The following is a 24,544-nucleotide window of genomic DNA, read 5'->3' on the forward strand; positions in this document are numbered from 1 at the left end:
TGTCCCGGGTGTGTCGCACAAGAAGAAGTTGGCGGCCCTGAAGATCATTCATCTTCGGGCTTTTCGGCCACGGGCAGCTTGCCGATCTTGTCGCGGTCGGCTTTGGCTTTGTCGTGCAGGCCGAGTCTTTCGTAGGCCTGGGCCCGCTCGAAATAGGCGGCGTCGTGCAGGCCTCCGCTGTGCTGGGCAACGACGGCGCTGAAGTCCTTGACGGCAGGGCGATACTGCCCCGCCCGCAGGCGCGAGGCGCCGCGGAGCAGGTAGAGCACGTAGTCGTTTGGCGTCAGGCGGATCATGTCGGTGAAGGTTTCGGCGGCGCCCTGGTAATCGGCGGCGTCGAACTGCAGACCGCCCAGGCAGTCCTTGCAGATGCGGTCGTCCGGCCAGGTGCGGCAGGCCTCCTTGAGCATCGCGATGGCCTGGGGCTTCTTGCCCTCGCCCGCCAGGGCGCTGGCGCGGGTGGGCAGGCCCTGGAGGCCTTGCGGGGCAGTCAACTGGCTCAACAGCAGCCGCATGTCGTCGGGGAACACGCGCTTGTACGTGATGGGCGTCCACGGATGCCCTGCCGTCATCACGTCGGAGTACGGTTTGTCGGGGTACCACGGCGGGTGCCCCAGCCCGGCCATGTGCCCGATCTCGTGGGCGATGGTCGCCGCGGCCATCTCGTCGGTCAGTTCCAGCCCGCGGGCGGTGAGGATAGCCCAGTTGAGCGCGTCGCCCATCCGCGCGTCGGCGGGGCGGTAGTGGTCCCAGATGCTGACGGAATTGCACGCCGTCAGCGCCTCGCGGCTGGCGACGAACGTGCAGCGAACGTGAAGGTCGACCCCGCTGCGGCCATAGCACGCCTCGACCAGCCTGAGGATGTCGGCCAGCTGCTGCTCGACCTTCATGCGATTGGCCTTGCGACCGGCGTAGAAGAGCGAGACGTCCAGCGAAAGGTTGGCGCGGCCGCCTTTCTTGGACAGCGTGTAGTTGATTTTTCGGTGTCCGGGATAGGTGGTCGGTCCGGAATCGTAGGCGACTTTCACGCTGGCGCCCTCGGGCACCTTGGCCAAGGCGCCGCTCAGCCAGGCGTCGAACGTGCGGAAGCTCTCGTGCAGCGTCCGGCAGCGCTGGGCGGCCGCGGCCGCGGCGGTGTTCTTCGGCTCGCCTTTGGCGGCGCGTTGATAGGCGTCGGCGGCCTTGTCGAACTGGAGCATGCCCTCGTAGCTCTCAGCCAGAGCCTCGTCGACCATCACCAGATGGGCTGAGGGTTGCTTGAAGCTCTCGATGATCTTGCGTTCCCGCAGGAGCGACTTGAGCCCCTGGGGATATTGCCCGGTGAGGTTCTGGTAGACGCCCAGACCGAGGTTGAAGGCTGTGTTGCCCGGGAACTCCTTGGCGCCCTGGGCGTAGAGCCGGATGGCGGCTTTCATTTCGGCGGCGGCGCGGACATAGTCCAGCGACGTGTACAGGTCGTTGTAGGCGTTGTGGTGAGCGACGGCCTTGTTGAGCAGTTCCTGCGGTCCGGCGGCGGCAGGTCGCGACTGCGCAGCGGCCGGATGCACGGCGGCGATCAGGCAGGCGGCGATCAGCCAGCCCGGCCATCGGCGTGTGACGGGTTCAGCGGTAAGCATTCGTTCGCAGGCCATCGCGTAACGTCGGGCCGTAGCGGTCCATCCGGGCTCGCTCGACCAGCAGCCAGACCAGGAAGGTCACCCACACCAGCACCGCCACGGCCAGCATGACCGGAAGGGAGAGGCTGTTGGCCAGTTCCCAGGCGTTCTGGGGGTCCGCCGGCGGCGTGGGAATCATAGCGCGGCAGGCCACGCCGGCCAGCATCGCTGCGCCGGCGGCCAGGAGCATCTGGCAGGCCGACGACACCCACGCCCACGAGACGCTGCACCGCTGGCGGCTGGCACGGACCACCAGCGCCAGCGACAGGCACAGCCATGCCAGCCCCGCCAGGTTGAGCACCAGTGCGCCGTCGACAAAAAGCCCCTTGGCCACATCCGAAAGCGGCGTCTGCCCTTGCCCCGGCGACGCCGTCGCCAGCATCCATCGCCCCACGCCGGCTGCGGCGGCCCAGGCCAGATACCCAAAACCGGCGAAGGACAGCGCCAAGGCTACGTCAAACCGGGTTGTGCGACGCAAACGACCAAGCATGATTGCATTACACCAAGGCGACGGCGGCGCGTCAAAGGCAAAAGTCGCCTGTAACCGCTCCACGGCGGCGGGCTACTATGATTATGAAGTGCAATAGCGGCCGGGGCGTTGCGTTTCGCATGAGGTGTCCGTCAGGTCGCTCACGTGCGTGGGCGGATGGCGGACGTGCAAACCGAAAGGGTTCTACCGTGAAGAAGATTGCTGTAATGTTGGTGGCCGCTCTGGTGCTGACGGGGTTTGTGGTGTCTCAGGCGATGGCCCAGGACGGGGCCAAGCCCGGCAAGAAGCGGGGCGCTGGGCTGCGCGGCGAGGTCGTCAAGGTCGAAGATAAAGCCCTGACGATCAAGGACAAGGCCGGCAAGGAAACGGTCGTCACGACCGATGAGAAGACTGTCGTGATGGTCGACCGCAAGGAAGCCAAGCTCGCTGACGTCAAGCCCGGAATGCGCGTCATGATCACGCCCGCCACCGGCGTGGCGACAAAGATTGTGGCCCACACCCCCAAGGCCAAACCCGAGGCCAAGCCCGAGGAACCAGCGCCGGCCGAAAAACCGGCTGAGTGAAACCCAGGATTGACCGACTGCAAACACATGCCCGCGGGCGATGGCTCGCGGGCATGTTTGCATCTCAGCGGTATATGGAGTGCGGCAGCCTTAGCTGCCGCTTTCAAAGTTGTTGCGGGCGCTGCCTCGTTTGAGAAACATCCAGGGCGGCGTCGGGGCCGCCGCACTCCAGGCTCGCCTTGCGGCGACGGGCCCCGGCAAATTTTCACTTCTGTCTGTGGCTCATCTTCTTCGCCGCCGGGACAGCGGCGGCGAGATAATCCGCCAGCGACCAGAGCGTCACCGCGATGACCAGCGATGCCGTGATGACGCGGCTGGAGGAAACCAGCAGCCCCGAGCCGCCCGCGTGGGCGATCCAGGCGGTGATGATGAAGCTGAAGAGCCCAGCGCCCTGGATGATGGCTTTGATCTTGCCGCTGAGGCGGGCGGCGGTGCTCGTGCCGGACAGGGCGGCCACCACGCGGGCGTAGGAGACGATAATATCGCGTGCGGCCATGGTCAGGGGGATGGCGATAGTCGCCCAGCCGGCCAGCGCCAGGGCGAAGTAGATCGTCAGGCGGGCCAGCGAGTCGGCCAGCGGGTCGAGAATGCCGCCGAGCATCGAGGCCGTTCCCGCGCGGCGGGCGGCGATGCCATCGAAGATGTCGGAGGCTTCTTCCAGCGCCGCCAGCGCCAGCAGGGCGATGAACGTCGCCGCCGTCGCGCCGCCAAAGGCGATCAGCGCCGCCATCGCGGCGGCGAGTATGATTCGCGCGAATGTCAGGATGTATGCGAGGTATCTGAGCACTTCATTTCCCAACAGATGCCAAGCCGCAAGCGGCGGATGCGAATCAAAACGGGGCGCTGGTGCGGCGGCGGATGTAGATCTCGTCCACCGCGGCGCGGTCCGACAGGCTCAGCAGGTACAGCACGGCCTGGGCGATGTCTTCAGGCGAAAGCAGGATCGACGGGTCCAGGTCGGGGCGCGAGCGGCGGACCATCTCGGTGTCGACTCCGCCGGGCGAAATCACGCTGACGCGGATGCCGTGCTCCTGCGCCTCGACGGCCAGGCTTCTGGTCAGCCCCATCACCGCGTGCTTGGTGGCGGTGTAGGCCCCCTGGTTGGCGTAGCCCTTGAACCCCAGCACGCTGGAGATGTTGATGATGTACCCGCTGCGATGCGGGATCATCAGCTTCATCGCCTCGCGGCAGCACAACGCCGTGCCGCGGATGTTGACGGCCATCATGGCGTCGACGTCGGCGGCCGATAGCTCCGCCACGCGGGCGTACCGCCCGACGCCGGCGTTGTTGACCAGCACGTCCAGCCGCCCGAGACGGTCGACGACCTGCGTGAAGAGATTCACCACGCTGGACTCGTCGGCCAGGTCCACCGCGATAGCGCTGGCCGCCCCGCCGGCGGCGGTGATCTCCTTCGCCACGGCCGCAATCTCATCGCCCGACCGCGCCGCGACGACGACGTGCGCCCCGGCCCGTCCCAGCGCCAGGGCGATCGCCCGCCCGATCCCCCGCCCGCCGCCGCTAACCAGGGCGACCTTGCCTTTTACGTTTGCTGCCATTGGAGCAGATGATACCCGGTCCTCCACGGGCTGGAAAGCCTGTGCCACCGCAGGAGCCGATACGCTAGAATAGCCCAGCTATGACTGACGATCGCCGCAAGAAACTCGAAGACCTCAAACGCGCCGTTGGCGGCAAGATCATATCGGCTGCCGATCTGCTCAAGAACGCGCCCAAGCCGCGGCCGCTGCCGCCGCCGCCGTCCCTTCCGGAAGAACCCGTTGAGGAGCCCGTTGCCGACACGATGGGCAGCACTCTTGCCATTGGCACGGGGTCCTGCCGTCGCATCGAGACCGATCCGGCAGAGGTACACAACCGCGGCGGGCAGATCGTCGCCGAGTTCGACCGCGTCATGCGCGGGGCGCGACAGCGATTTGACGAGCTCGATGCCTCGCCGGGATTGTGTGCGGCCTCCGACGCCCGCGGCGAGGACGTGCTCTTTCTGCGCCTCGAGCGCAGCGGCGGCGCCGAGGCGCCGATCTTCCTGGCCGGCATGGCGTCGCTGCGCGGCCACGACATGATCATCGAACAGTTCCTGGCCCTGGAGGAAACCGAAGAGCCCGCCCTGCTGCAGGCAATCGCTGACAGGCTCGGGCAGGCAAGCGTGGCCGTGACCTTCGACACGGCGCGATCGGGCGACGTGGCCGCCTTCCGCCGGCGCGCCGACCTGCATCCGGTGAGTCTGCCCGACCGCATGCCAGCCGGGCTCAATCTGAGGGCGGATTTTCGCCAGCGCTACCGCGGTCAACTGCGCAGCTTCTCCCTGGCGGCGCTGGAGCAAGCCTTTGGCGGCCGCCGCCGCAAGGCCTCCCTCGACCGCCGGGCCGTGCCCGAGATTCACCGCTATTTCATAGAAACCGGCGACGAGGCCCCTCTGCTGCGCGTGCTCAAGTCTAATCGCGAAGACCTGCTGGCGATGGTTCAACTGCTGACGATGCTCCTGACCGGCAGCGAACCGGCGGGGGAATGAAACTTACCCCAGTCGAACATGAACCTTCGGTTCACCGGCTGGGGCTTCGGACGGGGCGACGTGAGAGCCACTTTCAGCGAACCGGCGTTGGGGCGCGCGGGTTCAATATGGGGTGCATACCTGCATAAGACATACGGAGCTTGGGATGAGCGGGCAACGGGTGTTGACGTCGTTGGCGGTCGGGGCGGTTGTCATTCTGGCCAGCCAAGGGGCGCTGTGGGCCCAGGCGGCGGTCTGGGACGCGCCGGACCAGCTTGGTGGGCCCGCCCATGCCTGGGCGGCGATGGTCCAGGCCACGCCGGCTGTGCCCGAGGCCATCACGGTCGAGGAGTTCAAGTCGTGGTTCGCCGCGGCGGAAGGGGCCAAGAGCAAAGCTGAACTGGCGGCAGGGGTGGTTCGTTTCTCGGGGCTTTGGAAGCTTCTGTCGCCCTGGCCTGACGACGCGGCGCTGCGGATTCGCCCCTGGGGCGGCGGGCGCATCCGCATTCACCTCTGGTCCGGTCAGCGCGGGGTCTCGCTGTGGTACGACCACGCCGCAACGGTCTGCCGCTGGTATGCCTACGAGGCCGCACGCAGCGGCGAGTCCCCGCGGCCGGCGAGTGTGGCGTTGGCGGCGGGTGACAACGGCAAGCACGTTCGCCTGCAGCCTCCGGCGGAACCGAACAAACCGCAGGTCGTGCTGCCGACGGACATCCGCTGGCAGGGCGGGCAGCTTGTGCTCTCGTGCGCGGGGGTGCATCTGCTGAGCGTGGCGATGCCGGCGGCCCCGAAGGCGGTCTACATCGAGCACGACCCCAGCGGCGGCGCCACGGCGGGGCTGAGCAGCATTGACATGGTCCGAACCGAGCCCGCCCCCGCGGCGCCGGAGGCGCTCAAGGCGCTGCCTCCGCAGGCGCCGGCGGCGATGGCGTGGAAGACCTCGCCGGCGGCGGACCTGGCCAAGCTGCCCGACGGTCGCGTCAAGCTGACTCTGGCCAAGGATGCGCAGCTCACATGGGCGTCGGTCGAGGCGCCGCGGGTGGGCGTCTGCGAGTACATCTTCGAGGTCGAAGACGCCGCCGGCAGCACGGGGGTGTACATCGGCGACAGCGACGGCGTTCCCCAGGCCGGGGCGCGGTTAGCGCCGGCGGCTGCGGGCGGGCCTAACCTTATAATGTTGTGCCCGCCTGCCCAGGGTGCGGGCGGATACGGTGCGGGCGGTCCGGCGGCGGCGGAGCCGATCGTCGGCAAGACCGTTCGCGTGCGGATGCTCTGGGCGTGCGGGGCGGTGAAAGTGTGGGTGGGCACGGCCAACGGCGGATGGGCGCGGCTGTACGAAACGCCCGCCCCGGTCTCGGCCAAGCCGGTCACGACGGTGGGCATCTACTGCGCCCCCGGGGCGGTGGGCGAGAAGGACCCGCCGCGGGCGATCACGCTCAAGAGCCTGCAGGTTCGCCCGTATGCGGCGATCAATGCCCTGGCGGCGGAGAACCAGATCGCCGGCGCTCCGGACCTGCACGCGGTGGCGACGGCTGCGGAGTGGCTGACCAAAGCGCCCGGCGGTTCGCCCGAGGCGCTGCGGGCCTGCGCGATCCGCAGCATCGCCGACGGTGCGCCGTACGCGCTGGCCGGGGCGCTGTGCGATGCGCTGGCGGCTGAGGCCGCAAGCGGCAGCGGACCCTGGCAGCAGCGGCTTGAGGCGCTGCATCAACTTAATGACATCATTCCGGCGACGACGGCAGACGGCGGGGCGATGGCGGCTCGCTGGGCGAGTTTCGAAGACGCCTATGATCGGCTCTGCCGCCAGGGCGGCACGGATGTGGGTCTGGGGGCGGGCGTCTTTGAGCTTGAGCCGCCGTCGGGAAGAACGGTCGAGGCCCTGTGGCAGCGCGTGGTGCGGCGGCAGATCGCCTCGACCGTGGTGGCGCAGAACCCGGCGGTCGAGAAGCTGGTAGCCCAATCGCGGGGGATGCACCGCTGGGCGGCCCGGGACCTGCTGGACTGGGCGTCCAAGCCGGACGTTGCGGCCGACGAGGCAGCCCGCAAGCACCCGCTGACATTCGAGGACGCCCGGACCGAGCGCACCTTCAAGCTGGACTACGCCTCGGCGATTGCCGGCGGGCAGATCGAGCAAGCGGCCAAGCTGTTCATCGCGAGGTATGTCGACCCCGACAACGCGGGCCTGGTTCAGAACGCCGCCGACCCGCACGGGTGGGTGAGCATGGAAGTCAGCGCCGCCGAGCTGATGGCCAAAAACCCTCGCGTGCAGCAGGAGCTCAACAAGCACGTGCTCCGCGGGCGGCTGCGGGTGCGGCAGGCCATCGCCGACAAAGACCCCCTCCGCGTGGGCTTCGCCGCGGCGCAGTTCTTCGGCACCGCAGCCGCTGCCGAGGCCAAGACGTGGCTGGGCGACCAGAGTTTCCTTGCCGGGCACTACAGCCAGGCGATGGAGCATTATGCCTCGGCGGTCGCATCGGCCGATGTCGTCGCCCGCGCGGGCGCCGCGGCGCGGATGCGTCTGGCGGCGGCGCGCGCGGGGCGGCAGGCGGGTCAGGCGGCCTCCGAGAGCGTCACCATCGGCGAGCAGACCTTCACGCCCGGGCAGATCGAGCAGGAAGTTTCTCGGGCCGCCGCGGTGGCGCAGTCGCGCCAGGGCGCGGCAAATCTGCCCTGGACGATCGCCCCGGCGGGCAAATACGCCGCCGCAGTGGGACAATTGCCCCCCGCCCCGGCGGGCGTGCCGGCGCAGATGTGGAATGTGCATGAGATCGCCCTGCTGATGGCCGCCCGTCCGCACGCGTTGCCGTTTAGCGGGCAGTGGCTGGCCCAGCGGCAGGGGCACGAGCTCAAGTGCATCGACCTGGCGGCGCGGGGCGTCAAGTCCACGCCGGCCCCGACGAGCGGGATCAAGTCGACTCCGGCCCCGGCCGCCACGCGCACCAAGGTGCTGCCACGCGGATGGGGCAAACGACTGGCGGCGCAGAAGAAGAAGGAACAACCCAAGCCCGCCGCCCCCGAACCGGGCGTCTTCAAGCCCGTGCCCGGACGCATGGCCTCGCAGCCGGTGGTCGTCGGCAACACGGTCTGGGCGCTGTTCGAGGAGAAGACCTCGGACCAGAACGAGGGGCAGGTGAACCTGCGAGGAACGGTCATCGGCGGCGACGGCAAGCCCGCCAGCGATCAACCGATCTTCCCCCTGGACCAGTTCGCCTCGGCGGATCTGAACCTCCCGCTGAAGATTGTCGACGAGCGGTACATCATCGTCTATGGTCGCGCGGTCCTCTGCGGCGACATCGGCGGCGACGTGAACTGGGTTCGCTTCGGCGACTACCTGCCGCTGCGCGAGGGCGCGGCGTCGCCGGCGGCGGGCCTGGACGCGGTGCTGATCGACGGGCAGAACGTCTTCATCGGCGACGCCGGCATGAGCTATGTCGAGTGCGTCGACTTCGCCAGCGGCACGCGCCGCTGGGTCAGCCCCGCCCTGGAGGTCCGCCGCCTCCTGGGCCGGTCCGGCGAGGCGCTGCTGGTCGAGGCCGCCGACGAGGTGGTGGCGCTGGAGGCATCGAGTGGAAAGCTGCTCTGGCGGCGTGCGGCGGAGCACTGGGGCGGCGCCCTGGCCGGCGGCGAGGCGGGGCTGGTGTACGCCCGTGCGGTCAAGGGCGCGCCGTCGGCGGTCGAGATGGTCTGGGTGAATGTCACGACCGGACAAACGCAAGCGGTCTCTCGCGTGGATATTCCGCTGGGCGCCGGAGCGTCTATCGGCGGATGCGACGCCCTGACCGGAGTGGGCAACGAGATGGTCCTGCTGGTGCGCGGGCCGGCGGGGCTCCAGCCGGTGCGCCTGGGCCCAGGCGGGCCCGCGGGCCCCGCCGACGCGCGGGAACTGTGGCAGGCAAAACTCGGCGGATAGTCCGAAGTTTCGCGGGACCCCACAACGCCGCGGGGGTTCAACTTTCCCAGTGCTGAAGCTCAAGATGGGACGATGGGAGTTTCGTGAACAGGCATACGCGACAGATCGCTCTGCTGCTGGTAGCCGTGATAGGCGCCTTGCCCGCCGCCGCCCTGGCCGAGGGAACCTGGGAAGTCACACCCGAAAGCAAGGCCGCTCTCGAGCGAGGCATCGACTGGCTGGCCAAGAACCAGGGCCCCAAGGGCAACTGGGACAACGAGCAGATGGGCCTGGTCAGCATGGGGCTGCTGGCGTATCTGTCAGCCGGACATTTGCCCGGTCGCGGCAAGTACGGCCGCAACGTCCAGCAGGCGATGGACTATCTTCTTGACAACGCCAAACCGTCTGGCCTGATGAACATCGCCGTTCGCGGCCACGACATGTACAACCACGGTCTCTGCACGTTCGTTCTCGGTCAGCTTTACGGTATGACCGGCGACAAGCGCGTCGGTCGCACGCTGGACCGGGCGCTGCGGCTGATCCAGGACGCCCAGTGCGCCGACGGCGGGTGGGACTATGTGGCGATCTCGAAGCCGCAGGGTCACGACCTGTCGCTGACGGTGATGCAGGCCAAGGCGCTTCGCAGCGCGATGGACTGCGGGTTCAAGGTCGACCCCGGCGCGATCCAGCGGGCCGTCGAGTTCGTTCGGCGCAATTACCGCGCCGAGTTTGCCGTGGGGGTGGACGATCCCAAGCTGGTCAAGCAGATGGGGATGTTCTCGTACTCGCCCGGCAACGTCCGCAACACGAGCATCACCACCACGGCTATCGGCGTGATCTGCCTGCAGGAGTTCGGTCAGTACGACGACCCGCGCCTGGCGCCGGCGTGCCTGTACCTGCGGCACATGGTCAAGGTGGGCGAGCCGATCTTCATCAAGCAGTACGCCGACGCCCGCAAGATGAAGAAGGAAACGATGACCGTTCCGGACAACCACGTGCCCTTCGACGCCTACACGCTGTACTACCTCAGCCAGGCGCTCTACCAGCGCGGCGGTGAGGACTGGAAAATCGGATACACCGTCCTGCGCGACCAGCTTGCCAAACGCCAACGCGTGCAGCCGGGCAGCCCCGAGCACGGCACGTGGCAGTCCACCGTCTGGTGGATGCGCGGTAAGGAAGCGCAGTTCTACGGCACTGCGATCGGTTGTTTCGTGCTGGCCATGCCCAACCGCTACCTGCCGATTCTGCAGGAAGGGCGAATTGAAAGCCTGATCAAGACCGTCGAGGGTTCAAAGACGGACAACCCGTGAGAGTGTTTGATCGATGCTGAACTTTCCTCCAGGACTGGCTGTGTTTGCCGTCGCCGGCGTGGTCGCCGCGGCCGTGCCCGTCGCGCTGCACCTGCTCAACCGCCAGCGATTCCGCACGATCCACTGGGCGCCGATGGAGTTCCTGCGCCTGGCGATGGTCCGCAGCCGCAAGATGCTGCAGGTGCGCGACGTGCTGCTGATGGTCGTTCGCACCGCGGCGCTGCTGATGCTGGGCTTCGCGCTGTCGCGACCGTTCTTCTCCTCGGGCTACGGGTCCCTCTCGGCGCTGGCGCTGGTGTGCGGATTCTTCGGGATATTGAGCCTGGTCGCCGCGGCGGTGGTCCAGAAGGCGCTGGGCCGCATCCTGGCGGTGGTGGCCGGGGCGCTGCTGCTGGCAGTGGCGATCGTGGCGTTTCTGGGCGACTACGCCAGCCGCGTCAGCCAGGACGCCGCGGGGCCCAAGTCCGGCCAGGCGGTACACGTGATCCTGCTGATCGACAACAGCCTGTCCATGGGCTACCGCCAGACCAACGGAACGCTGCTCGATGACGCCAAGACACGCGCCAAGGACATCATCGACGACCTGCCGACCGGCAGCCGCGTGACCGTCGTGCCCCTGTGCGGCTCGGCGCGGCCGGTCATGCTCGACCCGTGCGTGTCGATTGACGACGCCAAGTCCGCCGTCAGCGAGATCCGCCTGGTCGACCGGGCCGTCACCATGCAGCAGGCGGCGGCACTGGCCGACGAGGCCAGCCGCTACGTCACCGATCTCGACAAGCGCATCGTCCTGCTGTCCGACCACCAGCGTCGCAACTGGAGCGGCGACAGCCAGGCCGCCTGGAAGCAGGTCAGCGACCTGCAGATCGTCGACCTGTCCCCGCAGGGACAGCGCGAAAACGCCTGGGTCGCCGACGTGCAGTTGCAGGATCAGGTCGCCGCCAAAGACGCCCCTGCCGTCATCACCGCCACCATCGGCTACGAAGGCCCCCAGCCGCGACGCGGGGTCGAAGTGGCTTTGAAGGTCCGCGATAAGGTCGTCGACACGCGAAGCGTCGACCTGGCCGGCGGGCAAGGTCAGCCGGTGATCTTCACGCACAAGATCGAGTCCGCCGTCAAGGGCGGCCAGACCGAGTTCGTGCCCGTGAGCGTTTCGATCGGTCCGCCGGACCGCCTGCCCCACGACGACGTGCGCTACGCCGTCGTGCCGGTGGTCGCCGGTCTGCCGGTGCTGTTCGTCGACCAGTACGGCGACCGGGAGGACATCGACGCCAATCTCTTCGGCGAGACGCTGCAGCTTCGGATGCTGCTGGCGCCGCGCCTGAGCCGGCAGGACCAGACCCTGCCCATCATCGACGTGCGCCACGTGACGATGGAGCGCCTCGCCCAGCAAGGCCAGGCCGCCCTCGAAGACGCGCGCCTCGTCGTGATCGCCGGGACGACCGACCCCGGACCGATGGTCAAGACCCTCCGCCAGTACGTCGAGCAGGGCGGGCAGATCTTCATCGCCGCCGGCGGCGACTTTCAGCCTGCCGCCTGGAACCTCTCGGCCTGGCTCGACGGGGCGGGAATCCTGCCGGCCCAGCTTGCCGACGAACCCTTTGGCAAGACCCTGCGCGAGAGCGGCGAAACGCCCGGATACTTCCAGTGGAACTTCGACTCCCTCATCGGCGAGTACTTCCAGATCCCCGGCGCCTCGACCGAGACCCTGCGAGACCTCTACGCCGGCGCCGCCGGCCCGTACTTCTTCAAGGCCGTCGTTCCTAAAGTCGAGCCCGTCGACGTGGACAAGGCCGTCGCCGCCCAGGCCAAGCGCACGGCTGAGAACCTCACGTTCCTCATCGGGACCGATTCCTGGGCCCATGAGGACCGCACGAGCGGCCTGACCGACAAGCAGCGCGCCGACCGCCTTCGCGACAAGCAGCGCCGCGGCGAGATTCAGCCGCGATGGCTGACCTGGGCCCGCCAGCGTGTGGGCGACCCGATGGACCGCCGCCCGGCCCAGGGGCAGAGCGTCGAGCAACTGGCCGCCGACCTGGCCGACAAGACCCGCCCGCGCGTGCTGGCGCGGTTCAGCAACGGTCTGCCCGCGGTGGTGCAGCGGTCGGTGGGGCTGGGCAGCATCGTCATGTGTACCAGCGGCGCCCTGGGCAACTGGGACGGCGGATGGAACACCGTCGGTCTCGACGACGCGGTGATCGTGTACGACCGGATCCTGCGGTCGATGCTGCACAAGTCGCTGCCCCAGCGCACCAGCGGCGTGGGCACCCCGCTGGTGCTGCCCATCGAAAAGGCCGACCGCCTCGACACCTTCGCCCTCAAACGCCCCGATGGTCTCAAGGACGACCTGCCCGTCGAGGTGCTCGAAGGCGACACCTACGCCCTGACTGTGCGGACCGTCACCCAGCGCGGCGCCTACCACATCCAGCGCACGGCCAGCCGCGACGCCGCAAAGCCGCCCTTCGAAGCCGACGTGGCGTTCAACGGTCTTGCCGGCGAATCGCAAGTGACGCTGCTCAATCGCGACGAGATCAAAAAAGCCCTTGGCGACGTCAAGTTCACGTGGGTCGGCCAGGGCGACTCGATCAGCCTTCAGGGCTCGCGGGCCCACGGCGAGAGCCTTTGGAAATGGCTCATATGGTCGGTCCTGCTGCTGATGCTCATCGAGCGGCTGATCGTCATCTGGCCCAACCTTCGGGCCAAACCGCAACAGGAGGCCGCCCATGGGTGAACTCTGGCAATTCCTGTTCGGGCTCAAAGACGCCAAGTCGATCACCGCGGCGCCGGAACTGACGTTTGGCGAGCACTGGGCGGCCGGGGCGCCGGCGTGGGTGTTCTTCGGCTGTGTGGCCCTGGCGGCGCTGGGGATTATTTCGTATCTGAAGTTCGAGCCGCGCATCCGCGACCGGCGGCGGTTCTGGGGCGCGGCGCTGCGGGCGCTGGTGCTGGCGGCGCTGTTCTTCGTGGCGGCAGACCCCATCCTCAAGATCAGCTACCGCCAGTCGCCCAAGCCGCTGGTGTACCTGCTGTTTGACGGTTCGGAGAGCATGGCGATCCGCGACCGCTTCGACAGCGCCCAGCAGCAGGCGCTGTGCAAGAGCGCGGGCATCGAGCCGGCGCCCGGGACGCCGCCGCCGAGCCGCCTGGAGTACATCCAGGGGCTGCTGAGCAGCAGCGACTTCATCGCCGACATGAACAAGAAGGCTCACCTGCGTGCCTTTGCCATCGACCGCCAGGGCGTCCACGCCCTCAAGTCGTCGACGGCTTCCGACGGCGCCGCCGAGGGCAAGACCATCGCCGCGGCGCTGACGGCCGCGGCGCCGCTGACGCCGCTGGGCAAGGCCATCGACGACATCGCCCTGGAGTACAAGCGCGACGACCTGGGGGCGGTGGTCATGTTCAGCGACTTCAACAAGAACTCCGGACCCGACCCCGACGCCCCGGCGGCCAGGCTCGCTCGACCGATCTACACCGTGGGCCTGGGCCCCGTCGCCACGCGAGACCTGTCGGTCAAGATGACCATCTCGCCGGTGCTCAAAAAGGCCGAACGCGACGTCGTGAGCGTCTCGCTCCAGCAGAGCCAGCTCGACGGGCAGAGCGTCACCGTGCGCGTGACGGCAGAGCCTCTGACAGCCGATGGGGCGGTGGACAAGAGCCGCCAGGGGCGCGTCATCGGCGAGCGCCAGGTGACGCTCCGCGGCGCCCGCGCGGCGACGGAGATCCCGTTCATTCCCGACGAAGTGGGGCGGGTGCGGCTGACGGCCAAGGTCGATCCCGTCAGCGGCGAGAGCGTCGAGGAGAACAACGCCTCGTCGCGCGAGGTGAATATTCGCGACGACTTCATGCGGCTGCTGTACGTGGCGTACGAGCCCAACTGGGAGTGGCGGTTCATCAAGGAAGTGTTCCACCGCGACAAGCTGGTGGGCATGCGGGGCTTCCGCACGTTCCTGTTTTCCAGCGACCCCGACGTGCGGCGGACCAACCCGCTGTTCACGCCGCGGATCGACTCCAACCGCGGCGAGTTCTTCGCTAACGACGTGATCTTCCTGGGCGACGTGCCCGCCGACGCCCTCACCGGGCGCTTCTGCGACAACGTCAAGGAGTTCGTCGGCAAGTTCGGCGGCGGCCTGGTCGTGATCGGCGGACCGGTGCATGGACCGGGGCAGTTGGCCGGAACGCCGCTGGCGGACATGCTGCCGGTGACGCTGGACCCCAAGGCCCGGCGCCGCGACAGCAAGGACTTCCTGATGCGCCTGACGCCGGCGGCCAAGGCCTACGGGTTCATGAAGCTCGGCGACAATGACGACGAGAACGCCCGCGCCTGGGACAACATCGGCCCGCTGTCCTGGTACAACCCATGCAAGAGCATCGACCCGCGCACGCGCGTGCTGGCCGAGCACCCCAGCGACACCTGCGAGGACGGCAAGACCAAACAGCCCCTGATCGCCATCCGCCAGTACGGCAAAGGCGAGGTGGCGTACCTGGCGTTCGACGAGACGTGGCGCCTGCGGCGGCTGCACGGCGAAAAGTACTACCGCCAGTTCTGGGGGCAGTTGATCTACCGCCTGGGCCTGGGCCACGCCACCGGCAGCCAGAAGCGGTTCATCGCCCGCAGCGACCGCACGCGGTACCAGGTCGACGACGAACTGCGCCTGACCGTCGACGCGTACGACGAAGACTTCCAGCCGCTGACGCGAGCCAAGCTGCCCAGCGGAAAGCTCGAGGGCGAGCTGATTGTCACCGACGAGGCGGGCAAGGTGCGCCCCGCCCGGGCGATCAGCATTCCGCTGGCCCGCCAGGAGCAGGGGCAGTACGAGCTGGTGCTTCCGCTGCTGGAAAGCGGCGACTACCGCATCCGCGTCAAGGACTCGGTGACCGGCGAGTTTTCGGAGGTGGTTTTTTCGGTAACGAATATTTCCGCCGAGCGTCAAAGCGCCGTGCGGAACATCAGCCTCGAACAGGACCTGGCCAAGGCCACCGCCGGCAAGGTGTACGACCTGACGACGCTGGACAAGCTGCCCGGCGAGATCCGCTTTGCCGGGGTGGAGAAGACCGACGTGCGGATCTTCCCGCTGTCGAGCACCTGGTTGTGCTTCCTGCTGCTGGTGGTGCTGGCGGTGGGGGAGTGGGCCTTGCGGAAATGGATCAACGTGCCATGAGCAGCCTCAAGCCATTGCGAAGTCAACTCTCGGCCCTGATGCGGCGCCGCGCGGGCGCCCGCGCCTTCATGGGCTGGTCGGCGCTGGTGCTGGCGGGGCTGTGGCTGCTGTACGCGATGTTCCTGGTCGACATCCTGTTCCTCATGACGCGCCTGCAGCGGGGCATCGCCCTGGCGGCGGTCGCCGCCGCCCTGGCGTGGGTGATGGCGCGGATGGTTCGGCCGTGGCTGGCGCGGCGCGAAGACGCCATCGACGTGGCGCTCAAGGTCGAGCGCCATCGCAAGATCGACAGCGACCTGGTGGCGGCGATGCAGTTCGAATCGCCCGCGGCGGCAACGTGGGGCTCCAAACATCTTGAGCAGGCGGTGATCGACCGCGTGGCCCAGCAGACGCAGCGGTGGCGCCTGGCCAGCGACTTGCCCGAGGGCGGGTTGCGCCGGCGGCTGTTGGCCGGGGCCGGCACGATGGCGCTGGTGGTGGCGACGCTGGCGATCTTCCCGCAGTACAGCGGCATCTTCCTGATGCGGTTGATGTTCTCGTCGGCGTTCTATCCCACCGACACCGAGATTCGCGACGTGCGGATCAACAGCCAGTCGCTGGGCGTGCTGCGAGAGCCCGGTTTCACCGCGCACTGCCCGGTGGGGCGGGCGGTGAACTTCCGCGTCGCCTGGGCCGGCGTGCCTCCCCGCGAGGGGCACATCGACATCAAGCCCGTCGGCCAGGGTCCGGCCCTGACGCTGCCCCTGACCGCCCTTGAGGGCGACCAGGTCCACGTGGCCCAGCTCGAGCAGATGAGCGGCGCGTTCGAGTTCCGGATCGCCCTGGGCGACGCCCGCACGCAGTGGGCGCGGCTGATCCCCGTGCCCCCGCCGGTGGTGCAGCCGATCTTCAAGCCCACCGTGCCCGATTACGCCCGGGCGGCAGGCGTGGCCGAGGCGGCTGAGGGCGTCTCCAAGCGCCTCATCGCTGTCTACGACGGCGCCAGCGTCGACCTGCAGGTGCGCTGCCTCAACAAGCCCCTCAAGAGCGTCGAGCTGGTCGTGGCCGACAAGCGCTACGCCCTGACCGACGCCGGCCAGGACGGGCGCCTGTGGACGTTGCCCGCCACGGGCACGCCGCTGTCGGAAGTGAGCGGCCCCATCGACTACGAGATCGCCGCGATCGATCGCGACGACCTGCCTCCGGTGGATCCGATCAAAGGCCAGATCCGTCTGGAAGACGACCGCGCTCCGACACTCGAGGCCAGCGTCGCCCGCCTGAAAGAAGTGGTCGTGCTGCCTAACGCCCGACCGACGGTGCGGTACAAGCTGGCGGATGATTTCGGCATCAGCGCCCTGACGATGCGCCTGACGGTTCGCCCGGCTGTCGGCGGCGAGGCCCGCACGAAAACCTATTCGCTGCTGGCCCAGGGCGCCATCGTGCCGCTGCCCAAGCTGCCGCTGGAAGAGGGCTTCTCGTTCGACCTGGCGCCGCTGGGCCTGGCCAAGGGCGACGCCATCGAACTGGTGCTCGAGGGGTGCGACTATCGCGGCAAGAGGCCCGGGCGCACGACGGCGGCCACGCCCATCATGCTCAAAGTGACCGACCAGGCCGGGGCGCTGCAGGCGTTGACGAAAGACCCCGACGCCCAGTCGGAGCAGAAAATTCGCCAGATCATCAATCGGTCGACGACCATTGAGGAAAGGGCAAAGCCATGAGACAGACAAGATTGATCGCGGCCGGCGTGGCGGCGGTGCTGCTGTCGGGCGTGGCGGTTGGGGTGGAGCCCGATGCGCTGCGGACGTACCAGGGGGCCCAGTTGCGGGCGCGCCAGATGGCGGGGGAACTGATCGCCGACGTGCTGGACGGGCAACTGGAGCAGTTCCGCTGCAACCAGCTCACCGACCTTCCGGTGTACCAGGATATCGTCTCGATGCGCCAGAACGTGCAGCGGCTCACCGACGTCGAGATGAAGGACGTGGTGGTGCTGCTGACCAAGGCCCAGCAGGTGAGTCCCGATCAGCGTGAGGCTTTGTTCGCCCAGGCCCGCTCCAAGGTGCGAGAGGTCGTCAAGACTCTTGCGGCGGAACGCCAGCGGTTGCTGGAGCGCATGCGGGTGGCCCGCATGTCCGACCAGGCCAACCACCTGCTGGAGATGCAGCGGGCGGTACACAAGCTGACGCTGACGCTGCCGGAGATCGCCGACCTCGAGGCCCGCGAGACGCGGGCGGTCTCGGCCGTCCAGGACCAGCGCGACGTCAACACGATGCTGCTGGCGCTGGTGGACGAGCTGTCGATCATCAGCGGATGGGGCCCGCCGGCCGGGGCGGCGGCCTCGGATGGGCTTCGAATGCTCCGCGCCCACAAGGTCAGCGAGCATGCGCTGGCCGCGGCCAGGCTGATTGAATCGGTCGACTACGCCAAGGGCGCCGCCGAGCAGAAGGCCGTCATCGACGGCTTGACGGCGCTGCTGTACCAGGTAGGCACCAGCGGCGCGACGCGCCTGAGCTTTTCGCAGCTTCTCAACCTGCTGACGGAGTTGCAGCGTCGCCAGCAGGCGCTGCAGGCGGTCACGCAGAAGGCCTCGGCCGCCGAGGCGCCGCAACTGGCGGACCAGCAGCGCGGCATTCATCGCGACCTGGGCATGCTGGCCCAGCGATTGACGCACATTCCGCCGACGGCGCCTCATCTGGAAAACGCCAAGGCCTCGGCCCTCAAGGCGGCGCAGGTTCTCGCCGCTGCCGCCATGCCCCAGGCGATGGAACCGCAGAAGGCGGTCCTGGCGAGCCTGTCTGCCGTCGAGGCGCTGCTGCGGGCGTCGGAACAGACGCTGGGCTCGGACAAAACCGCCGCCCAGCTTGCTGACGAGCTGACCGCCCTGATGCGCCTCGACGAGGCACTGACGCTCATCCGCGCCCAACACGACCAGATCGAAGGGCAGCTTGGCAACGCCGCCCAGGCCGCCGCGTCCGAAAAGAGCATTGCCGACTTGGTCGCCGCCGAACATGCCAAGTACCCGATGATCCCCCAAGTCGTTGCCACCCGTCTGGTGCAGGCCAAAGACGCCGCACTCGAAGCCTTCCGCGTGATCCCCCTGGCGACCGAGCGGGCGCGACCGGCCGTCAAGGCCACCGCCGAGGCCCTCGACCAGGCGCACGCGGCTGTCAAGCGGGCGCTGGCCGACGCCAACCGCAAGGCCCTGGGCGTCAAGATCGGCGAATTGGCCCGCGCCATCGACGCCCTCGAACGTGCCAGCGTGGCCGAACGCGCCCAGGCTGTCCGCGCACGCCTGGCGTCCAATGACGGGGGGTTCAAGCCCGAGGCCGCCAAGAAATTCGTCCAGGAGCAGCAGACCGTTTCGAACGTCGCCCGCGGCGTGGCCGAGGGCATCAAGGACACCGCCCCCAGCGCCGTCAAGGCGATTCTTCAGGCCCAGGCCCTCGTCGACCAGTCGCGGGAGCGAATCGCCAAGGACATCGCCGCCGACCCCGCCCGCCAGGCGTCCGTCGAAGCGCTCCAGGCCTCCGACCTGCTCGCCGAGGCCACCAAGCTCGTCCGCGGCGAGATTGTCGCCGCCGCCGGGCAGCTTGACGAAGCCGCCTCAAGGGAACTGGTCTCGGTCGAGAAGGTCGCCGAAGGCGTCGACGCGGCGCTGACCGCCGCGGAGAAGTCCGTCGCCAACCAGCTTGCGGCCGTCGAAGCCGCCCAGCAGAAAGTCCTCACCGCCCGCGCCGATCAGTTGCGAGCGGCAGGGCAGGAACAGGCCGCCCAGGCGGCGGATATGGCCGACAAGCTTAACCAGGCCGCCACCGCGCAGGCCGCCGCCGCCGCGGCGATCGCTCGCTATGGACGCGGCGAGGCCAACACGCCCCTCGAAGCCGTCAATGAACTGCAGAAGACTGTCGACCTGGCCCTTGAGATGCTCAAGGACGCCGCCCGACGCCCCGCGGCGCTCGAAGCCCAGAAGGCCGGACGCGTCGACGGCGTCACCGCCAAACTCCAGGACGTGCAGCAGGCCGCCGAGACGGCCGTCCGCGCCATGCTCGAAGGCAATACCCCCCAGGCCGCCAAGGCCGTCGCCATCGCCCAGCAGTCGCTGACCGACGCCCAGACGCAGGCGCAGAGCGAAGAGTCCGCCGCCCAGACCGCCGCGCCCGGGGCGATCAACCTCAAGGCCCAGCAGCGCGTCACCGAAAACGCCACCGCCGCCGCGGCGCTGTCCAAGGACGCCGCACCGCAAGCGGCGGGGCAGCTTGACCAGGCAGCCGCAAAGTCTGCCCAGGCGGGCAAGCAGATCGAAGCAGGTGCTGCAGCGCCTGAGGCGCGCAAGACCCAGGCCGACGTCGCGGCGATGCTCAACAAGGCCCTGAAGGATCTCGAAGCCGCCAAGGCGAAACTCGCCGAAGCGGCCAAGCAGGATCTCGCCGCCCAGCAAGCCAAGGCCGCCGCCCTGGCCGCACAGGCCAAGAACGTCGAGCCCACCGCCGGCACGGCCCTCAAGCGGGCCGAGCAGGCCGCCGAGCAAGGCGCCAAGAGCGGCACGCAGGCGGGCAAAGCCGCCCCGCAGGCCCAGCAGGATGTCAAAAAGAACATCGAGCAGGCCGCCGCAAACCTCCAGGCCAAGAAGCAGGAACTTCAGCGAGACAAGAAGCTCGCCGACACCTTCAAAGACCTTGCCAAGCAGCAGCAGAAAGCCCGCGAGGAGCTGATCGCCTTGGCCGCCCAGATGGGCGAGGCCGCCCCGCAGCCCAAGCTGCCCCCCAATAAGCGGAACAATCCCGACCAGCCCAAGCTGCCCGACGACGGCAAGAAGAAGCCCTCCGGCCCCCAGCCGCCCTCGCACGGGGCGATCCCGCAGGAAAGCAAAGGCGATAAGGACCAGGGGGCAGGCGCCGCCGACCCGACCGCGCAGCTCCAGAAGCCCGGCAAGGCCCCGGCGGCGGAATCGCCCCCCGGACAGAGCGGACTGGCCCCGGCAGGTCAGCAGCAGGCCCAGCCGCAACAGCCCGAGATGCCCAAGAGCGATAAGAAGGACGAGGACCTGAACAAGGCCAAAGCCCTGGCCAGTGCCCTCGGCGACTACATCGGCGCCCAGGAAGAGATGGGCGACATGGCCGAGAAACTCTCGCAGCAGAAGAAGGTCGCCAACAAACCGCTTAAGGAGGCCCTCAAGGAAGCGGCCAAGCTCAACCCCAATCTCGACCGCGCGCCGCAGCAGGAGTTCATCCCCCCTGAGACGACGCCGATCTTCCCGCCCAGCAACAAACCGCCGCTGCCGCCGCAGATCGCCGGCGGTGGGGCCATGCCCCAGCAGCGAAAGATGGACAAGAGCGAAGGCGGCGAGAAGATACCCATTCCCCCGCAGACCCAGGGGCCCCAGAACCCCGCCACCGCTGTCGGGCAGGCCCAGGATACCAACAACCCCCAGGTGCAGAACCCGCCCGAAGAAGGCGTTAACGCCTCGACCGTGATTCAGACGGCGCCGATCACCTCGCCGGCGCAACCGGCTGCGCCGCCCTCGGCCCCGGGAGTCTTCGAGCCTAACACGGGCAAGCCCTCGCCCGCCACCCCGACCGGTCGCAGCACGCCGCCGCCTCCGCCGCCGGCGCCCAAGAAGCAGGACAAGCCCGCCGACAAGCAGGACCAGGTGGCCAAGAAGCCTGAGGACAAGGACAAGCCCAAGGAAAAGAAGAAGCGCACCATCACCGAGGCGTCAGACCAGCCTCCGCCGGCGCCCAAGCCCCTGGGCGATGAGTTCAAGCCCGTGGCGCCGGAAGAGACGGCCGAGCAGATCGCCACCAAGCCCGTCGTCGACAAGGCCCTCGAAACGCTGGACAAGAACGGCGAGCTGCCTAAGGACGATGCGGACAAGGGCGACGAAGACGAGGAAGTCGAGATCGTCAAGGCCCCGCCGCAGCCCAAGCAGGATGACAAGCAGGACGACAAGCCCCCGCCGGGCAAGACCGGCACCACGCCGGGCGATCTGGGCATGGGCCAGGGCACGCCGGGCAAGGGCGTCGGCGGCGAGAGCACCGGCAACCCGACCGAGGACCGCCCGCAGAAGGGCAACCAGCACGGAAAGTTCGACGGCAAGCGACCCTGGGCCAAAGTCGGCAAGATGGACGACCTGATCCCCAAGGGCGAGGCGCTGCCTCCGGGCTTCAAGCCCGAGCCCAAGAACGACGAGCCGCCGGAAGACCCCTTCGCCCTTCCGGAAAAGGCCAAGCCCAATGTCACCCCGCCGGACGTCGACCCCAATGCCCCGCAGAACTTCGGCGGCGGCAAGGGCGGCGGGCTCAACAAGCCCGGCCGGCGCACCGCCGACGCCAAAGTCGCGGCCAAGAAACATGATGACAAACCGTGGTTTGCCAAACTGCCGCCGGAGTTGCGTGCGGCCATCCAGAGCAGCGCCAAGACGCAGCCGCCGCCTGGATACGAAGAGAAACTTCAAAACTACCGCCAGAGCGTCAAGTAGAACGGACCGAAAAACGGGCCCAGCGCCCAGGAGTCGATAATGAGCGAGCAGCAGCTTTCCAAAGACGATATCGCAGCCGTGCAGACGTGCCAGAAGGCCTACGAGACCATCCGCAAGGAACTGGCCAACGTGATCATCGGCCAGGATCAAGTGATCGAGCAGGTGTTGATCTCGATCTTCTCCCGCGGCCACGCGCTGCTGGAAGGCGTCCCGGGCCTGGCCAAGACGCTGCTGATCAGCTCGATCGCCCAGGCGCTGCACCTGACGTTCAAGCGTATTCAGTTCACGCCGGACTTGATGCCCAGCGACGTCACCGGCACCGAGGTCATCCAGGAAGATCCGACCACCGGCAAGCGGCAGTACCAGTTCCTGCCCGGGCCGCTCTTTGCCAACATGATCCTGGCCGACGAGATCAACCGCACGCCGCCCAAGACGCAGGCGGCCATGCTCGAGTCGATGCAGGAGCGCCAGATCAGCGCCGGCGGAACGATCCACACCCTGCCTGCGCCCTTCTTCGTGCTGGCCACGCAGAACCCCCTCGAGCAGGAAGGCACCTACCCGCTGCCCGAGGCCCAGCTCGACCGCTTCCTGCTGTATATCAAGGTCGACTACCCCAGCGGCCTGGAAGAGTGGGAGATCGCCCGTCGCGTCACGACCGACTCGCTGGGCAAGATCACGCCGGTTATGAGCGGCGACCAGATCGTCCAGGTGCAGGACCTCGTCCGCCGCGTGCCCGTCAGCGACCAGGTGCTCGGCTACGCCCACGCCCTGGTGCGGGCGTCGCGACCGCGGACCGGGGAAGCCCCCGAGTTCATCAACAACTGGGTGAACTTCGGCGCCGGCCCGCGCGGGCTTTTGACGCTGGTGACGGCCGCCAAGGCCCGGGCGATCCTCTACGGGCGTTTCCACGCCACCACCGGCGACGTGCAGGCCGTTGCCCACGCCTCGCTGCGGCACCGCATCGCGGCGAACTATCCCGCCCAGGCCGCCAACGTCGGCAGCGACAAGCTCGTCGACATGCTCGTCGAGGCGATCCCGGCAGACAAGCAGTACCAGCGCCCCGTGGCGTGACGGCCGGAGACGGGGAGTGCGGGATTACGCGGATTGAGAGGATTAAGAGGATTAGAAACGAAGACGGGGACGGGGATGGGTAGGCAGGAAGACCAAGAGGATTAAAACGAAGATGGGGACGGAGAGTGCGGGATTACGCGGTTTAAGGGATTAAGAGGATTCGGAACAAAGATGAAGACTGTGACAGGTGTCAATCAGTTCTCTTCTTTCTTAATCCTCTTAATCCTCTTAATCCTCTAAATCCCGCACTCCCCGTCCCCGAACCTGGATGATTGCTATGGCACAGACATCAATCTTAACGCGATACTTGAGCCCGGCCGTGCTGGCGCGGATGGCGGATCAGCGGATCGAGGCCAAGCTGCTGGTCGAGGGAAACCTGGCCGGGGCGCACAAGTCGCCGCGCCATGGGTTCGCCGTCGAGTTCGCCGGCCATCGCGAGTACGTCCCCGGCGACGACCCCAAGCACATCGACTGGCGCGTGTACTTTACGCGCGAGAAGTATTTCATCAAGCAGTACGAGATGGAGACCAACTTCGTCTGCCACCTCGTGCTCGATGTCAGCGCGTCGATGCGCTACGGCGAGGGCAGCCAGCAGAAGATGCAGTACGCCGCCGAGATGGCCGCCACGCTGGGCTATTGCGTGGTGCATCAGAGCGACAAGGTCTCGCTGACGACCTTCGACCAGGACGTCGTCGACCACGTCCCCCCCAGCAATGCCATGGGGCAGGTCATCCGCATGACGCACGTGCTCGACCAGATCCAACCGGTCAAGAAGACCGACCTGGGCGCCTGCCTGCAGGTGCTGGCCGGGCGGTTCAAGCGACGCGAGATCGTCATGATCTTCAGCGACTTCTTCTGCGACCTGGAAGGCCTCGAAGGCCCGCTCCAGCAACTGCGCTGGAACAAGCACGAGGTCGTGCTCTTCCACACGCTCCACCACGATGAGCGAACGTTCGACCTGGCGGGCATGGTCAAGTTTGTTGGCTTGGAGAGCGACCAGAACCTGCTGGCCCAGCCCGACGACCTGCGCAACAGCTATCTCGATGCCCTGGGAAGACATAACGCTCAGATCGAGGACATCTGCCACCGCAACCAGATCGAGTACGTCCCCGTCGATACCAGCCGCGACAAAGGCGAAATCCTCTGCGACTACCTCCACCGCCGCAGCCTCCTCAACCGCGGACGATAGCAAATCTGAAAATCGCATGCCAGAGAGACCCTTGGGCCCATAGCCAAGGTTCGTTCCGAGTATTTTTCACCATCGGCGCGGTTTTTCCTTGCGAAATTTCCAATGTCGGTTAGTATACCCATTGCACATTCCGGTGGTAGGAGAACCGCCGTGTGTTTTTTCGCTGGAGCAGAGGTGCCCAGCCCTGTTTTCGACGCTGTCTGATTCATTTTGTTTTGCTGGGTTGTTTAGAAGAAGAAAAGGAAGGAATTTGCCGTGCGGCAA

General features: G+C 67.6%; 14 protein-coding genes. 10 read left to right on the forward strand and 4 right to left on the reverse strand.

The features are described 5' to 3' along the window. Positions 1-44 precede the first annotated feature (44 nt). Positions 45-1,616, reverse strand: coding sequence for a tetratricopeptide repeat protein (locus ABFD92_02240; GenBank protein ID MEN6503335.1), 1,572 nt, complete (start codon positions 1,614-1,616; stop codon positions 45-47). Next, positions 1,603-2,133, reverse strand: a complete 531-nt coding sequence (locus tag ABFD92_02245; GenBank protein ID MEN6503336.1) for a hypothetical protein — start codon at positions 2,131-2,133, stop codon at positions 1,603-1,605. The genes ABFD92_02240 and ABFD92_02245 overlap by 14 nt, the downstream gene beginning before the upstream one ends. A 200-nt stretch (positions 2,134-2,333) precedes the next feature. Here ABFD92_02245 and ABFD92_02250 point away from each other — a divergent pair, with 200 nt between their 5' ends. Next, complete coding sequence (locus ABFD92_02250) at positions 2,334-2,708, forward strand: hypothetical protein (protein MEN6503337.1); 375 nt, start codon at positions 2,334-2,336, stop codon at positions 2,706-2,708. Positions 2,709-2,913: 205 nt separating this feature from the next. Here the strand turns inward: ABFD92_02250 and ABFD92_02255 are convergent, their stop codons facing one another. Together ABFD92_02255 and ABFD92_02260 are read right to left on the reverse strand one after the other, a co-directional pair. Next, positions 2,914-3,495: a CDP-alcohol phosphatidyltransferase family protein gene (locus ABFD92_02255; protein MEN6503338.1), complete on the reverse strand. Its 582-nt coding sequence runs from the start codon at positions 3,493-3,495 to the stop codon at positions 2,914-2,916. 43 nt (positions 3,496-3,538) lie between these two features. Further along, positions 3,539-4,264 carry an SDR family oxidoreductase gene (locus ABFD92_02260; GenBank protein ID MEN6503339.1) on the reverse strand — a complete coding sequence of 242 codons (726 nt, stop codon included), beginning with the start codon at positions 4,262-4,264 and terminating at the stop codon, positions 3,539-3,541. Between the two features lie 80 nt (positions 4,265-4,344). Here ABFD92_02260 and ABFD92_02265 point away from each other — a divergent pair, with 80 nt between their 5' ends. The 9 genes from ABFD92_02265 to ABFD92_02305 all read left to right on the forward strand — a co-directional run bounded on the left by ABFD92_02265 (position 4,345) and on the right by ABFD92_02305 (position 24,280). After that, entirely contained in the window at positions 4,345-5,232 is an 888-nt protein-coding gene (locus ABFD92_02265) for a ribonuclease H-like domain-containing protein (protein ID MEN6503340.1), read from the forward strand. A 145-nt stretch (positions 5,233-5,377) separates the two neighbouring features. Then, on the forward strand, positions 5,378-9,121 hold the full coding sequence (locus ABFD92_02270) for a hypothetical protein (GenBank protein MEN6503341.1): 3,744 nt from the start codon (positions 5,378-5,380) through the stop codon (positions 9,119-9,121). Between the two features lie 83 nt (positions 9,122-9,204). Next, positions 9,205-10,410: a prenyltransferase/squalene oxidase repeat-containing protein gene (locus ABFD92_02275; protein ID MEN6503342.1), complete on the forward strand. Its 1,206-nt coding sequence runs from the start codon at positions 9,205-9,207 to the stop codon at positions 10,408-10,410. Between the two features lie 13 nt (positions 10,411-10,423). Beyond that, positions 10,424-13,138, forward strand: coding sequence for a BatA domain-containing protein (locus ABFD92_02280; protein ID MEN6503343.1), 2,715 nt, complete (start codon positions 10,424-10,426; stop codon positions 13,136-13,138). Further along, positions 13,131-15,566 (forward strand): hypothetical protein, encoded by a 2,436-nt coding sequence (locus tag ABFD92_02285; GenBank protein ID MEN6503344.1) that lies wholly within the window; start codon positions 13,131-13,133, stop codon positions 15,564-15,566. Before ABFD92_02280 ends, ABFD92_02285 begins: the two co-directional genes overlap by 8 nt. Continuing rightward, positions 15,563-17,263 (forward strand): hypothetical protein, encoded by a 1,701-nt coding sequence (locus ABFD92_02290; GenBank protein ID MEN6503345.1) that lies wholly within the window; start codon positions 15,563-15,565, stop codon positions 17,261-17,263. The genes ABFD92_02285 and ABFD92_02290 overlap by 4 nt, the downstream gene beginning before the upstream one ends. Further along, a complete protein-coding gene (locus ABFD92_02295) occupies positions 17,260-22,020 on the forward strand; it encodes a hypothetical protein (protein MEN6503346.1) in 4,761 nt (1,586 codons plus the stop codon). The genes ABFD92_02290 and ABFD92_02295 overlap by 4 nt, the downstream gene beginning before the upstream one ends. Before the next feature lie 39 nt (positions 22,021-22,059). Beyond that, positions 22,060-23,091: a MoxR family ATPase gene (locus ABFD92_02300; protein MEN6503347.1), complete on the forward strand. Its 1,032-nt coding sequence runs from the start codon at positions 22,060-22,062 to the stop codon at positions 23,089-23,091. Between the two features lie 277 nt (positions 23,092-23,368). Further along, positions 23,369-24,280, forward strand: a complete 912-nt coding sequence (locus ABFD92_02305; protein MEN6503348.1) for a DUF58 domain-containing protein — start codon at positions 23,369-23,371, stop codon at positions 24,278-24,280. Positions 24,281-24,544: the final 264 nt, after the last annotated feature.

This window comes from Planctomycetaceae bacterium (assembly GCA_039680605.1).
Taxonomy (GTDB): domain Bacteria; phylum Planctomycetota; class Phycisphaerae; order SM23-33; family SM23-33; genus JAJFUU01.